Below are 15092 nucleotides of genomic sequence, written 5' to 3' on the forward strand. Positions count from 1 at the left end.
TGTCTAAAGAGTTACGACACGTAGTAGAAGGTGTCGATAATACACCTTCTACGAAGTTAGTAAGTGAACTAGCCAAACCGCCGATAGCGGTTGGCGTGTCAAACATAGGAGCTTTAGCTCCAAGTTTGCCATGTCTAAAGAGTTACGACACGTAGTAGAAGGTGTCGATAATACACCTTCTACGAAGTTAGTAAGTGAACTAGCCAAACCGCCGATAGCGGTTGGCGTGTCAAACATAGGAGCTTTAGCTCCAAGTTTGACTGTTCAGTTAGATCACACAGCTTTCACACTGATTAGCGCCGACTTCATCTCCATCATCTGTGAAGGTGCGGACATAGTAGATTGACTTAACACCTTTATTGAAGGCATAGTTACGAAGAATGGATAGGTCGCGAGTGGTCTGCTTGCTTTCTTTTTTCCATTCGTACAGCCCTTCAGGAATTTCACTGCGCATAAAGAGTGTTAGTGACAAACCTTGATCAACATGCTCGGTAGCAGCTGCGTAAATATCAATGACTTTACGCATATCCATATCATAAGCAGATGTGTAGTAAGGAATGGTATCTGTCGACAAACCGCTGGCTGGATAGTAGATCTTACCAATTTTCTTTTCTTGCCGCTCTTCAATCCGTTGGGTGATAGGGTGAATTGAGGCAGAGACATCGTTGATATAAGAGATAGATCCATTTGGTGCGACAGCTAGACGATTCTGGTGATAGAGACCATCTTTCATAACGGCCTGACGGAGAGCTTCCCAGTCCTCAGCTTGCGGGATAAAGTGTCCTTCAAAGAGTTTCTTAACACGCTCAGATTTAGGCACAAACTCACCGGTCACGTATTTGTCAAAGTAAGTGCCATCAGCGTATTTAGATTTTTCAAAACCGACGAAAGACTCACTGCGTTCACGGGCAATATTGTTGGATTCAACCAAGGTCCAGTAGTTCATCAGCATGAAATAGATGTCAGTGAACTCAATCGATTCAGGACTGCCGTACTCAATGTGGTTACGAGCGAGGAAGGAGTGGAGCCCCATTGCCCCCAAGCCAAAGGTATGAGCTTGCTCATTACCGGCCTTGATCGTTGGGACCGCTTCAATATTTGAGGAATCTGTCACAAAAGTAAGTGCACGGGTCATAGCCTTAATAGAACGGCCAAAATCTGGAGATGCCATCATATTCACTACATTGGTAGAACCAAGGTTACATGAAATATCGGTTCCCATCTGTACAAATTCTTGTGCATCATTAATCAAGCTAGGCTTTTGAACTTGCAGAACCTCTGAACACAAGTTAGACATAATGATGCGACCATCTATAGGATTTGATCGATTGGCTGCATCGACATTGATGATATAGGGATAGCCTGATTCTTGCTGCAACTTAGAAATTTCGGTTTCTAACTCACGAGCAGAGATTTTTGTTTTGGCAATCTTAGGATTAGCCACTAACTCATCATACTTTTCGGTAATATTAATATAGTTGAACGGGACACCGTACTCTTTTTCTACAGAGTACGGACTAAAGAGGTACATCTCCTCATTTTTGCGGGCCAATTCATAGAATTTATCAGGAACAGTAATCCCCAATGACAGGGTCTTAACCCGAACCTTTTCATCCGCATTTTCCTTTTTAGTTGATAAGAAAGAAAGGATATCAGGGTGGAAGACATCCAGATAAACTGCCCCGGCTCCCTGACGTTGTCCCAGCTGGTTAGAATAAGAGAAACTGTCTTCAAAGAGCTTCATCACGGGCACAACACCAGAAGCTGCCCCTGCGTAGCCTTTGATTGGGGCTCCAGCTTCGCGCAAGTTGCTGAGCGAAATCCCAACACCGCCTCCGATACGTGATAGCTGAAGAGCTGAGTTGATGGAACGACCGATAGCATTCATATCGTCGGTTACTTGAATTAAGAAACATGAGACTAATTCCCCCCGACGGCTGCGTCCAGCATTTAGAAAGGATGGTGTTGCTGGTTGATAGCGCTGATGAATCATCTCCCTTGCCAAATCGCTGGCCAACTGTTCATCTCCATTTGCAAAGTAGAGAGCGTTAAAGAGAACGCGGTCCTCAATGCTTTCGAGATAATACTCGCCATCATTAGTCTTTAAAGCATACTGCTGGTAGAACTTATAAGCGGCCATGAAAGATTGAAAATGAAAGTCTGCTGCTTGCAGCTCCTGTGCTAGCCCTTCGATAAAATCAGCTGAGTACTTCCTGATAAAATCAGCTTCGATGTAATCATTAGCCATTAAGTAATTTATTTTGTCCGTAATAGAATCAAAGGCCATAGAATTAGGCACAACATTCTCCCTGAAGAAAGCCTGCAGGGCTTCTTTATCCTTATTAAGAGGAATTTGACCATTGACAGGACGGTTAATTTCATTGTTGAGGCGGAAGTAGGAAACTTCGCCTAAATCTTTAAGACTCATAGGTATTTCCTTTTATCTATAATAATTATAATGTAGGGTTGTTAAATTTAAACTGCCAAGCAGTTTTGAACTGCTTGGTCAGCCTTGTCCTTATATGTGAAACTAAATAATTTCTTTTAGTTTAGCAGGTTGAAAACCTGAGAAAGCTACATCACCAGCCTCGATAACTGGAGCGGCCGTAAAACCTAAACTCTTAACATAATCAATTTTCTCTGGCTGCTCATCGATGTTAATCTCTTCAAAATCAGCACCATTTTGCTCCAAGAACTTCTTGGTCATCTTGCATTGCATGCAGTTGTTTTTAGAAAACAAAGTAATCTGTGACATCGTATCTCTCCTATAAATTAGTACCTAATAAGGATACCCAAATTAGAAAGAAAAAGCAAGCAATTTTGCTCAAAAACCACAATATTTTGTGCCAGTCAAAAAAACCACCCCCAACATCTTGTGGTAAACTTTTCTTCTTAAAATATGCCGAGAAATCCAGTGATAGCAAGGATTCATTAGAAAACTACCAAGAAAATCGGAACCACTATCTACTATATATTAGATAACCGACGGTATTCTGGATTGAAAAATGAATGGGACAGACGCATCTACTGCCAATGGATAAAATCTTCTTGGCGGTTCGATATCCAATTTACTTGAAGTATTAAAATACAGGAGATTCAGCCGACTTACTTTCATGGTGTTTTGATGCTGTGCCAATAAATCTTTTATAGTTCTTTGGAGGCATGCTGAAATAATAAATTTTTTCGATACTTGGTGTGTAAACTAAATATTTTGTGCACTAAAACTAATCTAGTAACATATACCATAGATTTAATACAAATTAGGAACCCATGTACAAATCAAGAGCTATGATTTGTACTGTGGATTTTTCTTCTTCGACAATTTATCCTATTCTAAGGACAGGTAATAGTTGTGTTATACTCATGTCCGAGAGCAGTAACCTGGAAAAACTACCTTCAATGTATCTAGACTATCTAAAACGAATTCGTTAGAAATAAGCTCAGCTAAAGAGGTGATAATATGGCAGATAAAATTACGTTGAAAAATAACAAACTGCAGGTTACAGACAATCCTACCATCGTTTATATTGAGGGTGATGGCATAGGTCGGGATATCTGGTACGGCGCTCAGACTATTTTTGATACAGCGATTGCTAAGGCATATAAGGGACGAAGAAAGCTCGAATGGCAGGAAGCTCTAGCTGGTAAAAAAGCTTTTAAAAAAACAGGACATTGGTTACCAATGGAAACTTTACAAATGATTAAGGAAAATTTGATCGCCATCAAAGGTCCTTTAGAGACACCAATTGGCCAAGGAATACAGTCTTTGAATGTTTCCCTTCGTCAGGAATTGGATCTTTACGCCTGCGTTCGGCCCATTCGTCATTTCAAAGGAATTGAAAGTCCACTGAAACATCCTGAAAAAGTTGCTATGACTATCTTTCGCGAAAATACAGAAGATCTTTATGCTGGGATTGAATGGGAAGCTGGCAGCAGCCAGGTCAAAAAGGTTTTGGATTTCCTTCAATTTGAGATGGCGGTTGATCAAATTCGTTTTCCTGAAACAACCAGCATCGGTGTTAAACCAATTTCTATTCAGGGGAGTGAACGTTTAATTCGTTCGGCTATTACATATGCCTTGGCTAATAACTTACTGCGAGTCACCCTAGTGCATAAGGGCAATATCCAAAAATATACAGAGGGTGGCTTCAGAAAATGGGGCTATGGACTAGCCCAGCGTGAATTTTCAGCTGAATTAGCCAGTGGACAATTAGTTATTGACGATATTATTGCTGATAATTTTTTTCAGCAGATTCTCCTTAATCCTGAGCGTTTTGAAGTCGTTGCCTTGACTAATCTCAATGGAGACTACGCTAGTGATGCTTTAGCTGCCCAAGTCGGTGGTATAGGCATATCGCCGGGTGCTAATATCAATTACCAGACAGGACACGCTGTTTTTGAAGCAACACACGGAACCGCTCCTGATATTGCGGGGTGTGGTCTCGCCAATCCCTGTTCAATTTTGCTGTCGGGAGCAATGATGTTGGCATATATCGGCTGGAGTGAAGCCGCTGCTTTAATTGAAAATGCTATTGAGGCAGCATTTTCAAAAGGCTGTTTTACGAGAGATCTGGCAGGCAATCGGCCTAGTCTAACGACGGCCCAATTTATTGCTGCCTTATTAGAAGAACTGCAGAAAGAATAGCAATATTTGCTGGTTGAAAATTAGAAAATATATCTAAGAAAAGGGTTTCAAAAAATTTTCGTAAATAACTTTATACCTTGAAAATAAGCAAACGGTATGATATAATCCTATTTTGTAAGGGTTATCATGTGATAATCCAAAAAATATTTACATTAGAAAAAAGGAGAATCCTTATGGCTTCTAAAGATTTCCACATTGTTGCAGAAACAGGTATTCACGCACGTCCAGCCACTTTGCTTGTGCAAACAGCTAGTAAATTTGCCTCAGATATCACTTTGGACTACAAAGGTAAATCAGTAAACCTTAAATCAATTATGGGTGTTATGAGCCTTGGTGTTGGTCAAGGTGCTGATGTAACAATCACAGCAGAAGGTTCAGATGCAGATGATGCTATCGTAGCTATCGATGAAACAATGACAAAAGAAGGATTGGCTTAAAACTATGACAGAAATGCTTAAAGGAATTGCAGCATCAGATGGTGTTGCTGTTGCTAAGGCATATCTACTAGTTCAACCGGACTTATCATTTGAGACTGTATCCGTTACAGATACAAATGCAGAGGAGGCTCGTCTAGACGCAGCTCTAGCAGCGGCGCAAGACGAGCTTTCTCTTATCCGTGAGAAAGCAGTAGATAGCCTAGGAGAGGAAGCCGCAGCCGTATTTGATGCGCACTTGATGGTTCTTGCTGACCCAGAAATGGTTGGGCAAATTAAAGAGACGATTCGCGCTAAAGAGGTGAATGCCGAAGCTGCCTTGACAGAAGTGACAGATATGTTCATCACTATCTTTGAAGGTATGGAGGATAACCCTTACATGCAGGAGCGTGCAGCGGATATTCGCGACGTAACCAAGCGTGTACTAGCAAATCTCCTTGGTAAAAAATTGCCCGACCCAGCGTCGATTAACGAGGAATCAATCGTCATTGCTCACGATTTGACTCCGTCAGACACAGCACAACTGGATAAGAAGTTTGTTAAAGCCTTTGTGACTAATATTGGTGGACGTACCAGCCACTCTGCCATTATGGCACGTACGCTGGAAATTGCAGCTGTACTTGGTACCAATAATGTGACGGACACCGTTAAAAATGGTGACCTCATAGCAGTTAATGGTATCACTGGTCAAGTAATTATTAATCCTACTGACGAACAAGTGGCTGAGTTTAAGGCGGCTGGTGAAGCTTACGCCAAGCAAAAGGCTGAATGGGCTCTCCTGAAAGATGCTGAGACAGTGACTGCTGATGGCAAGCATTTTGAATTAGCAGCCAATATCGGTACACCTAAAGATGTTGAAGGTGTCAACGATAATGGTGCTGAAGCTGTTGGTCTCTACCGTACAGAATTCTTGTATATGGATTCTCAAGACTTCCCAACTGAAGATGAACAATATGAAGCTTACAAGGCTGTACTCGAAGGTATGAATGGTAAGCCAGTTGTGGTTCGTACTATGGATATCGGTGGCGATAAAGAACTGCCTTACTTCGATCTTCCAAAAGAAATGAACCCTTTCCTTGGTTTCCGTGCTTTGCGTATCTCGATTTCTGAGACTGGCGATGCCATGTTCCGTACACAAATTCGTGCCCTTCTTCGTGCCTCAGTTCATGGTCAATTGCGGATTATGTTCCCAATGGTTGCCCTTCTTAAAGAATTCCGTGCTGCTAAGGCCGTTTTTGAAGAGGAAAAAGCTAACCTCAAGGCTGAAGGTATTGCCGTAGCCGACAATATTCAGGTGGGGATCATGATTGAAATCCCTGCAGCAGCAATGTTGGCTGACCAATTTGCTAAAGAAGTGGACTTCTTCTCAATTGGTACCAACGACCTTATCCAATACACTATGGCTGCAGACCGTATGAACGAACAAGTATCATACCTCTACCAACCCTATAACCCATCAATCCTTCGCTTGATTAATAATGTTATCAAGGCGGCTCACGCAGAAGGTAAATGGGCTGGTATGTGTGGTGAAATGGCCGGCGACCAGACAGCAGTTCCATTGCTGGTCGGTATGGGGCTTGATGAATTCTCTATGTCCGCAACATCAGTTCTTCGTACACGTAGCCTGATGAAGAAATTGGATACCACTAAGATGGCAGAGTACGCTAACCGTGCTTTGACAGAATGTGCTACTATGGAAGAAGTTCTTGAACTTGAAAAAGAATATATCAACTTTGACTAATAGACTGTTGAAGTTAGATGAGTCTGTGACAGAAGTCCAGACTCTTTTATTGTTCTAGATTTACTAGATTAACGCAGTGGTTGAAGATTCTATCTTGGGGGAGCCCCACTCTCTCTTTAGCCAATTCAACTAGACACTAAGAGTCTAATCAACATTTAATTTAGTTCAAAATATTCTGATTATTCTTGGTAGCAGATATTGGAAAAATAGCTAAAAAGTGATAGAATAGGTCTATCAACGCTAAAAGGAGAACTAGATGACGACACAATACAAAAACTACGTCAACGGTGAGTGGGTCTTATCTGACCAAGAGATTAAAATCTATGAACCGGCAACTGGTGAAGAACTGGGCTCTGTTCCAGCTATGAGTCAAGCAGAAGTAGATCACGTTTACGAGGTAGCCAAGGCGGCTCTGCCAGCATGGCGTGCCCTTTCCTATGTAGAGCGTGCAGCTTACCTGCACAAGGCAGCTGATATCTTGGAGCGTGATGCTGAAAAGCTAGGTGCAGTTCTTTCAAAAGAGATTGCTAAAGGCCTGAAATCTGCTATTGGAGAAGTAACACGCACAGCTGAAATTGTTCACTATGCTGCTGAAGAAGGTATTCGAGCAGAAGGTGAAGTCTTGGAAGGTGGTAGTTTTGATGCTGCCAGCAAGAAGAAAGTTGCTATGGTTCGCCGCGAACCTGTCGGTCTTGTTTTGGCTATTTCGCCATTTAACTACCCTGTAAATCTAGCAGGTTCCAAAATTGCACCGGCCTTGATTTCAGGAAATGTAGTAGCCTTTAAACCACCGACGCAAGGCTCTATCTCTGGCTTACTTTTGGCAGAAGCCTTTGCTGAGGCTGGCATTCCTGCAGGTGTCTTCAATACAATTACTGGTCGCGGTTCCGTTATTGGTGATTATATTGTTGAACATGAAGCAGTTGATTTCATCAACTTTACTGGTTCAACACCAGTTGGAGAAAATATCGGGAAGTTAGCTGGTATGCGACCAATTATGTTGGAACTTGGCGGTAAAGATGCAGCTATCGTACTGGAAGATGCTGACCTTGAATTAACAGCTAAGAATATTGTTGACGGTGCTTTCGGTTATTCCGGACAACGCTGTACAGCTGTCAAGCGTGTGCTCGTCATGGATAGTGTAGCAGATCAATTAGTTCAACTGGTTACTGAGAAAGTTGAAAAACTGTCTGTCGGTATGCCAGAAGACAACGCTGATATTACGCCATTAATTGACACAAAATCAGCTGATTATGTTGAAGGCCTGATCCAAGAAGCTGCTGACAAGGGAGCACATGCGGCAACTCCTATCAAGCGAGATGGCAATATCATTTATCCAACCGTCTTTGATAAGGTGACAACAGACATGCGTCTGGCTTGGGAAGAGCCATTTGGACCTGTTTTGCCAATTATCCGTGTTAATTCTGTTGATGAAGCACTTGAAATTGCCAACAAGTCTGAGTACGGTTTACAAAGTTCAGTCTTTACTAAAGACTTCCCATTAGCTGTTAAGATTGCTGAGCAGCTGGAAGTTGGTACAGTCCATATCAATAATAAGACTCAGCGCGGTACAGATAATTTCCCATTCTTGGGAGCTAAAAAGTCAGGTGCTGGTGTTCAAGGTGTTAAATACTCTATTGAAGCTATGACCAACGTTAAATCAATTGTGTTTGACATTGCTGATTAAAAAATAGAAGAAGAGGAGCGTAAGGGTTCAATTTCCTAGCTCCTTTTTCCATACCCAAAAAGGCTCTGTAATAACTTATGGAGACTTTATCTTCCCCACTACAGGAATCAAGGGTCATTTGCTTATAACCTATAATATGGAGAAAAGTTTAGCTTCGTTGATACTTTCACTTGAAAAAAGCAACCGTTATCCTCCGACGATTGCTCCTTTGATAATAGGCATATACGAAAAATTATTATTGAAAGTAACGAAACTTCCCTGACTAACTTTATCCTTCAAGTTGAGCTTTAGCCCAGCTGTTATCCTGCCGTAAGGTCCCAGCACTTGTATAACTCTGTCGGTAAACATTGTAAGTTAGTCCAGGCTTATAAAAATTGACAGGCTGATCGTAATCTGTTAAGTGGTAAAGAGTAATGATATGATTGAGTTTGGTATTATAGCTAGTATCAGTCGCATAAAGACCAGTCAAGGTCTGGGTAGCCTCCTGATAGTCTCGAGTATTCGATTTATGAGTATCAGCGTAGAGATTTTGGCTGAGCAGATCAGCATAATCTTCTAAGGATTGAGTATAAGAGGGATATTTTCTGAACTGGGCATCGATCTTATAAGCGTTGCCCTTGCCATCATCCTCCCAGGTCTGAAAAGTCGCAGAGTCGCCTTTATAATCTCCCTTGATACCAAAGAGGTTATAATTGGGCTCAGAACCAAGTTTAGAAGTTCCATGGTTGCTTTCTAAGACGGCTTGGGCAATCATAACAGAAGCGTAGAGATCGTGGTCTTGGGCAATATTTCTGGCATCTTCGCCAATCTGATTGACAAAATATAGCACAGCAAGATCCTGGCTATCGCTCGGTTTGGGAGGCTGGCTGGTATTTTGACTGAAGCGGGTCAGCAGGATGTAGGAGCCAAACAAGACGATAGCTGCTGTCAATAGCATTGTCAAGATGAAGGATTTGCGATTCTGTTTCTTGATGGAAAAGAATTTTCGCCAGCCATACTTTTTGCTTTTACGTTTTGCCATGGTTCACCTCCTTTGCTGAGAATTCCGTACTGATTAGTATAGCATAGATAAAGGGATTTCTGTTGGAAAAACCAAAATATGGTAGAATAATAGAAAACCTAGCATTGCATTAAAAGCTTAGGAATAACTGATTTTCTGGTATTAGCTTCACCCGAATTAGAGATAGAGCTAGCCTACTGGCTTTTGATGGGGCATTTTGTCTGCAGATAAACGGTACTGGCTTTCAAAACCTTAGTCTTTCTAGCTATCTTGTAAATTGAGTCTGCCTTGGTGCCTAGCAACCTAGAAAAGATCCTGCCTAGCACTAAAAAGTGACAATAGCAACGAAAGTTTACCCTTATTCAGTATTAAGGAGCAGTTTATGCGCGATAATCATTTACATACTTATTTTTCTTACGATTCCGATGCCCGATTTGAAGATTACCTGAGTCAATTTAAGGGGGAGATTGTAACAACTGAGCACTACGATCTCTCAAATCCCTATACTAGGCAGGATGATATTCCAGATTATAAAGCTTACACAAAAGAAATTGCAGATTTGAACAAAAAATTTGGCAACCGTATAAAAAGGGGCGTTGAAATTGGTTATTACCAGCCGCGTGAAGCAGACATTTTAGAATTTTTGTCTGATAAGAACTACGATTTAAAGCTGCTTTCAGTTCACCACAATGGCCGCAATGATTATTTAGATGATGAGATAGCAGATAGAGATAAATATGAAGTGACCCAAGAATACCTAGATAGACTGGAATATGCTATCGGTCGAATTGATGCCGATGTATTGGCTCATTTTGACTATGGTTTTCGCTTATTTGGGATGTCAGTAGCAGAGCTTCAGCTGTATCAAGAGCAGCTGCTTCGAATCTTTCAAAAAATGATAGATAACCATCTAGCTTTTGAGTTGAACAGCAAATCTATGTATCTCTATCATCATGAACATCTTTACCGCTATGCTCTCTCTCTAGTCAAATCATTGGGCTGTCAGCGCTACTCCCTTGGCTCAGATGCCCATAAATTGGATCATTTCCGTTTGAATTTCGATAAAATGCAAGTACTTATGAAAGAGTTTGGTATTGATGAAACCCAGCTTATTTGAGCCTACAATCACCGCTTGGATTTTCGAGAAAATTCTGGCAAAATCTTTCAATGACTTGGGAATTATGTTAGAATGAAGTGGTAAATAATTTTAATAGAAGAGGTATGTGAAATGTCACGTAAACCAATTATCGCCGGAAACTGGAAGATGAATAAGACTGCTGCAGAAGCTCGTGAATTTATTGATGCTGTGAAAAACAATATTCCTTCAAACCAACTCGTTGATACTGTTGTGGGCTCTCCTGCCCTCTTTCTTGAAGGCATGAAAAAAGGCGCTAAAAATACTGAATTGCAAGTAGCTGCCCAAAACTGCTACTGGGAAGACTTTGGTGCTTTCACTGGTGAAACAAGCCCAGCAGCGCTTGCAGCTCTCGGTGTTGAATATGTTATCATTGGTCACTCAGAACGCCGCGATTACTTCCATGAAACAGACGAAGAAATCAACAAAAAAGCTCATGCTATTTTCGACCACAACATGACTCCTATCCTTTGCTGTGGTGAGTCTCTCGAAACTTATGAAGCAGGAAAAACGGCTGAATGGATTGAAGGACAAATTACTGCAGATCTTAAAGGTTTGAGTGCTGAGCAAGTGTCTAACTTGGTTATCGCTTACGAGCCAATCTGGGCTATTGGTACTGGTAAATCAGCTGATGCCAACATTGCTGATGAAATCTGTGGTGTTGTTCGTTCAACAGTTGAAAAACTCTACGGTACAGAAGTGGCACAAGCCGTTCGTATCCAGTACGGTGGTTCTGTAAAACCTGAAAATATTGCGGAATATATGGCTAAAGAAAATGTTGACGGTGCCCTTGTTGGTGGTGCTTCACTGCAAACCGATAGTTTCCTTGCCCTTCTTGACTTCGTAAAATAGGTGTCTGTAATAAAACACTATAAAAAGCAACTCTACCCAGAGTCGCTTTTTTTGTTGCTTCGCTTTATTATCATCGTCCTAAAATTTTTTTAATAGTATTTAGAACTTTATATTTTAATGGATTTGGATAGTAGCGAAAGGTTCCCGTTTTACGGACGATATAGCCGTTGAAATTCTGTTTAAACTTCAAGACACCATCGCTATTATCGAAAATCCCCTGAATACCTAAGAAATTGTAGGTTGGAATGCCACGTTTTAAGGCTTCTAACATGACATATTCCTGCAGGAGGGCAGGTGCGTAGAATTTGTTAAATTCTGTATAAGAACCGCTAAAAAGATAGATAGCTTCTTGTTTCGTATAGACAAAAAGGCTGCCTGCCAAGATGACGTCATCCTGGCCATATTGTTCAATCAGCTGTCTAGCTTCGCTTTTACGAACCTCAAAGGTTTCATACTGACTGGAGAATTCCCGAAGCTGATTTTGTTTTTTTTCTGAGTTTGGATTTTTTTCTAAGTCGGCTTGCAATTTAGAAATCTTTTGTCCCAGTTTATCTTGATCGTCCTGCAAGTGTCCTAGGTAGTCTTGGAAGTTGATACTAGCCACCATAAATTCAGCCTTGTCCCCCCAGCTATCATAGAAATCCTGATAGTAGTCTAGGGGTTTGTCGGTATAATCACGACGATCTGATGTTGTGGACGTAATCTCTTTGAAGATTGATAATTCCTCGCGCTGGAGCTTACGCAATTTGGTCCCAAAAGTCTTAGACTTTTTAACTAGCGGACGTCCCTTCTTGCTGAAGGATTTTAGCAGATTATCTGCAGTAAGAGCAGTCATATCCTTGACATAATGCCAGTCAGGTTCACCGCCCGGATAGCCAGTCTGAAGGCCATCGTGCTGAAAGCCTAAATCGGTTAAAGTTTTAATCAGCTCAGGGCGCTCTTGATCACTGGGCTTACCATCACTGTCAAAAGTTTGGTAGGTATCATAGGGTTTCACAATAAGCTCTAGAACCCCCTGGTTCTTAGCATAGTCCTGCAAAGCTTGATAAAAATCACTGAGATACCTAGTATCTGTTGAAAAGGGGCCGGAATTAATTTCCATGTGGAGGCCACCAGTCATAGGGATAGTGAAAAGCAGGGCAGCCACTTGCAGCTTCCCATCAGCTTTAAGCCCTACATAGCTGATACTATAACCGCGTCTGCGAAAGAGGTCTGCCATTTCAACGGATTGCATGAAGGATTTGTAGGAAACTTCTTGGCTGAATTGTTCAAAAACTTCTTGACTCAAAATTTCAAACGTCATTAGTGGTTGCTCCTTGCTTGTTTCCGTTTATTGTAAGCAAACATGGCCGGTTTATAGAGAAGGCTGACAGGAATATTAAACTCACCGATAAATTCTTCGATGGTTGGATTAAAATTAGATTTGAATTTAGTCAAACCGTCATCCAATGTTCCTTCGACACCGCCCATATTGGCCCAGGTGATACCATCAGTATAGGCATCTTCAAAAACTTTAGGATAAAGTGAGTACTGTGGATAAAATTTCTTGAATTCGTCGTTCATTCCGGCGTAGAGCATTTCCATAACATTACCGAAACGAACAGATAAAATTCCAGCGATAATAAGGTCATCATCGTATTTATTGACAAAGTCTTCAAATTCCGCAATATATTTTTTTACTGAGTTTTGTTGCTGAGTCAATTTGGTCAGTCGCTTCTTTTGATGGTCAGCCGTTTCTGATAAATCTTTTTCAATCTGCTCCAGCTGCTCTTTGTACTCAGCTAAACGCTTGGACAGATTAACCTTAGCCAAGTGCAGATAGGCATCATCACCATAGATGGACATCATCTTTTTAAAATAATCATAGTTCCGTAGGGCAACTCCCTTGCGATTTTCTGTCAGTGCAACAACATCAGCAAAGGCTTGAACATCATCAATACTGCCGCGACTTGTTACAACCCCACGATTATTGGCATCTTTCATTAACCGTTTAGTATGTTTGGGGAAGGTTGCTGCCATATCTTCTTGAGTGTAAACGTTGGCTTGAAAACGAGGCTGAATGCTCTCTGCGATTTCACTTGTTCGTCCAGTCCACTGTGCCCCAGCTTTTTGAAGTTTATCTAAGATAGCCAGAGTATCAGGGTTTTCTTCAATCTCTTCCCCGATCTTATATGCTTTTAACAGCAAGGCTGGATCAAACTTAATAAAAAGGGCACGTTTTGATTTCCCATACTTTTTCAAAGATTGGATAACAAAATTAACAAGGTCTTGATCCGTATAATCCATGATTGGTCCGCGCGGAATATAGAGCATGGTAAAACCTAGAGGCAGGCGCTTAATCAGGATAGAAGCAGATGCAATTTGGACCTCATCTTTGTAAAAACCAATGCGCTCATTGCTCCAATTATCCTTGACCTGTGCCCAAGCACTGCTTTGGAGTAGGTTGGTCTGATTGCTTGCTTTAGCAAAATCATCGTGTTCTTGTGCTGAGATACCAACTTTATAGGTAAACATTAATTTAAGACCCACTTTCTAAGGGCGTAAGCAACGCCGGATTCATCATTTGATTTGGTAATATGTTTGGCAATTTTTTTCAATTCAGGATTGCCGTTGGCCATCACAACGGGGTGCCCGACAACTTCCAGCATAGCTCGGTCATTTTCCTCATCACCGATGGCCATGGTCTCATCTAGACTATACCCCAGATGCTGCGCTAGGTGTTTAACAGCTTCCCCCTTGCTGGCAGTCTTATTGAGAATTTCCAGATAGAAAGGTCGGGACTTCACGATTGTGAAACGCTGATAAAAATCTTCAGGAATCTTGGCGATAGCAGCATCCAATAGTTCAGGTTCATCAATATACATAGCTTTAACGAAGTCTTTATCAGTGACTTCTTCAGGTGTACGGTAGAAAATAGGCATGCTGACTAGGGTAGATTCATGGACAGTATATTTTCCAATATCACGATTGCTGGTATAGATACCATCTTTAGTGATAGCATGCGAGTGGATCCCCAATTTATTCGCTAAGACCTCAATATCCAGATAGTCCTCATAGGCTAAACTATCTGAAAGCAAATCCTGACCGGTTGCTGTATCTTGAACCAGTCCGCCATTGAAGGTAATGACATAGTTGTCAGGTTCATTTAAATGGAGTTCGTTTAAAAGACTTTGGACACCAATGATAGGACGGCCAGTTGTAATAACCACTTTGACCCCAGCAGCCTTGGCCTCTTGGATAGCATCAAAGACATCAGCAGTAATCTGACGTTCGCTGTTAACCAAGGTGCCATCAATATCAACAGCCACGAGTTTAATTGCCATAGCATCTCCTTAATTATCAATTATAAAAGTATAACTAATACTCTCTGAAAATTAACAGGATCTCGGTAATTCTCTTTGAGCATAAAATAACAGCCTTTCTAAAAAAGGCAGAACACCTCTACTATATTACTAAAAATCCTGCCATTTGTCATGACAGGCAGTAATAGCATGAGACGCTAAAAGTTTTGAAAATAGATAACAGAACTCTATAGGTAAGCACTTAGCACGAATTTTCTAGTGGTCTAACATCATTATAGGGGTGCTTCGGCTGAGTG

Annotated in this window: 12 protein-coding genes; 6 read left to right on the forward strand and 6 right to left on the reverse strand. The window is 41.3% G+C overall.

Annotated features, from left to right (window positions below; genetic code table 11):
• Positions 1 to 268: 268 nt before the first annotated feature.
• Positions 269 to 2428, reverse strand: coding sequence for a class 1b ribonucleoside-diphosphate reductase subunit alpha (gene nrdE / locus AC4HAL_RS04825; RefSeq protein WP_491093226.1), 2160 nt, complete (start codon positions 2426 to 2428; stop codon positions 269 to 271).
• A gap of 102 nt (positions 2429 to 2530) precedes the next feature.
• The gene (locus tag AC4HAL_RS04830; RefSeq protein ID WP_491093227.1) at positions 2531 to 2755 is read right to left on the reverse strand and encodes a redoxin NrdH; all 225 of its coding nucleotides are present in this window, start codon (positions 2753 to 2755) and stop codon (positions 2531 to 2533) included.
• 705 nt (positions 2756 to 3460) lie between these two features.
• On the opposite strand from AC4HAL_RS04830, the gene icd reads away from it, so the two are divergent.
• From icd to AC4HAL_RS04850, 4 genes are all read left to right on the forward strand, one after another.
• Positions 3461 to 4645 carry an NADP-dependent isocitrate dehydrogenase gene (gene icd / locus AC4HAL_RS04835; RefSeq protein ID WP_491093228.1) on the forward strand — a complete coding sequence of 395 codons (1185 nt, stop codon included), beginning with the start codon at positions 3461 to 3463 and terminating at the stop codon, positions 4643 to 4645.
• A gap of 173 nt (positions 4646 to 4818) precedes the next feature.
• Positions 4819 to 5082, forward strand: a complete 264-nt coding sequence (locus AC4HAL_RS04840) for a phosphocarrier protein HPr (RefSeq protein WP_447451988.1) — start codon at positions 4819 to 4821, stop codon at positions 5080 to 5082.
• A 4-nt stretch (positions 5083 to 5086) separates the two neighbouring features.
• On the forward strand, positions 5087 to 6820 hold the full coding sequence (gene ptsP, locus AC4HAL_RS04845) for a phosphoenolpyruvate--protein phosphotransferase (RefSeq protein ID WP_491093229.1): 1734 nt from the start codon (positions 5087 to 5089) through the stop codon (positions 6818 to 6820).
• A gap of 256 nt (positions 6821 to 7076) precedes the next feature.
• On the forward strand, positions 7077 to 8507 hold the full coding sequence (locus AC4HAL_RS04850) for an NADP-dependent glyceraldehyde-3-phosphate dehydrogenase (protein ID WP_491093230.1): 1431 nt from the start codon (positions 7077 to 7079) through the stop codon (positions 8505 to 8507).
• 268 nt (positions 8508 to 8775) lie between these two features.
• On the opposite strand, the gene AC4HAL_RS04855 is transcribed toward AC4HAL_RS04850, so the two are convergent.
• A complete protein-coding gene (locus AC4HAL_RS04855) occupies positions 8776 to 9528 on the reverse strand; it encodes a glucosaminidase domain-containing protein (protein ID WP_491093231.1) in 753 nt (250 codons plus the stop codon).
• A 361-nt stretch (positions 9529 to 9889) separates the two neighbouring features.
• On the opposite strand from AC4HAL_RS04855, the gene AC4HAL_RS04860 reads away from it, so the two are divergent.
• Positions 9890 to 10624 carry a PHP domain-containing protein gene (locus tag AC4HAL_RS04860; RefSeq protein WP_491093232.1) on the forward strand — a complete coding sequence of 245 codons (735 nt, stop codon included), beginning with the start codon at positions 9890 to 9892 and terminating at the stop codon, positions 10622 to 10624.
• Positions 10625 to 10735: 111 nt separating this feature from the next.
• The gene (gene tpiA, locus AC4HAL_RS04865) at positions 10736 to 11494 is read left to right on the forward strand and encodes a triose-phosphate isomerase (RefSeq protein ID WP_491093233.1); all 759 of its coding nucleotides are present in this window, start codon (positions 10736 to 10738) and stop codon (positions 11492 to 11494) included.
• A gap of 70 nt (positions 11495 to 11564) precedes the next feature.
• Here tpiA and AC4HAL_RS04870 read toward each other — a convergent pair whose 3' ends face one another.
• From AC4HAL_RS04870 to yidA, 3 genes are read right to left on the reverse strand one after another with little or no spacing between them, the layout of a single operon-like run.
• Positions 11565 to 12797, reverse strand: coding sequence for an aminoacyltransferase (locus AC4HAL_RS04870; RefSeq protein WP_447451995.1), 1233 nt, complete (start codon positions 12795 to 12797; stop codon positions 11565 to 11567).
• The gene (locus AC4HAL_RS04875; protein WP_447451996.1) at positions 12797 to 14008 is read right to left on the reverse strand and encodes an aminoacyltransferase; all 1212 of its coding nucleotides are present in this window, start codon (positions 14006 to 14008) and stop codon (positions 12797 to 12799) included. Before AC4HAL_RS04875 ends, AC4HAL_RS04870 begins: the two co-directional genes overlap by 1 nt.
• Positions 14008 to 14817 carry a sugar-phosphatase gene (yidA, locus tag AC4HAL_RS04880; protein WP_447451997.1) on the reverse strand — a complete coding sequence of 270 codons (810 nt, stop codon included), beginning with the start codon at positions 14815 to 14817 and terminating at the stop codon, positions 14008 to 14010. Before yidA ends, AC4HAL_RS04875 begins: the two co-directional genes overlap by 1 nt.
• Between the last annotated feature and the right edge of the window lie 275 nt (positions 14818 to 15092).

The sequence above is a fragment of the Streptococcus sp. ELY_125 genome (assembly GCF_058314535.1).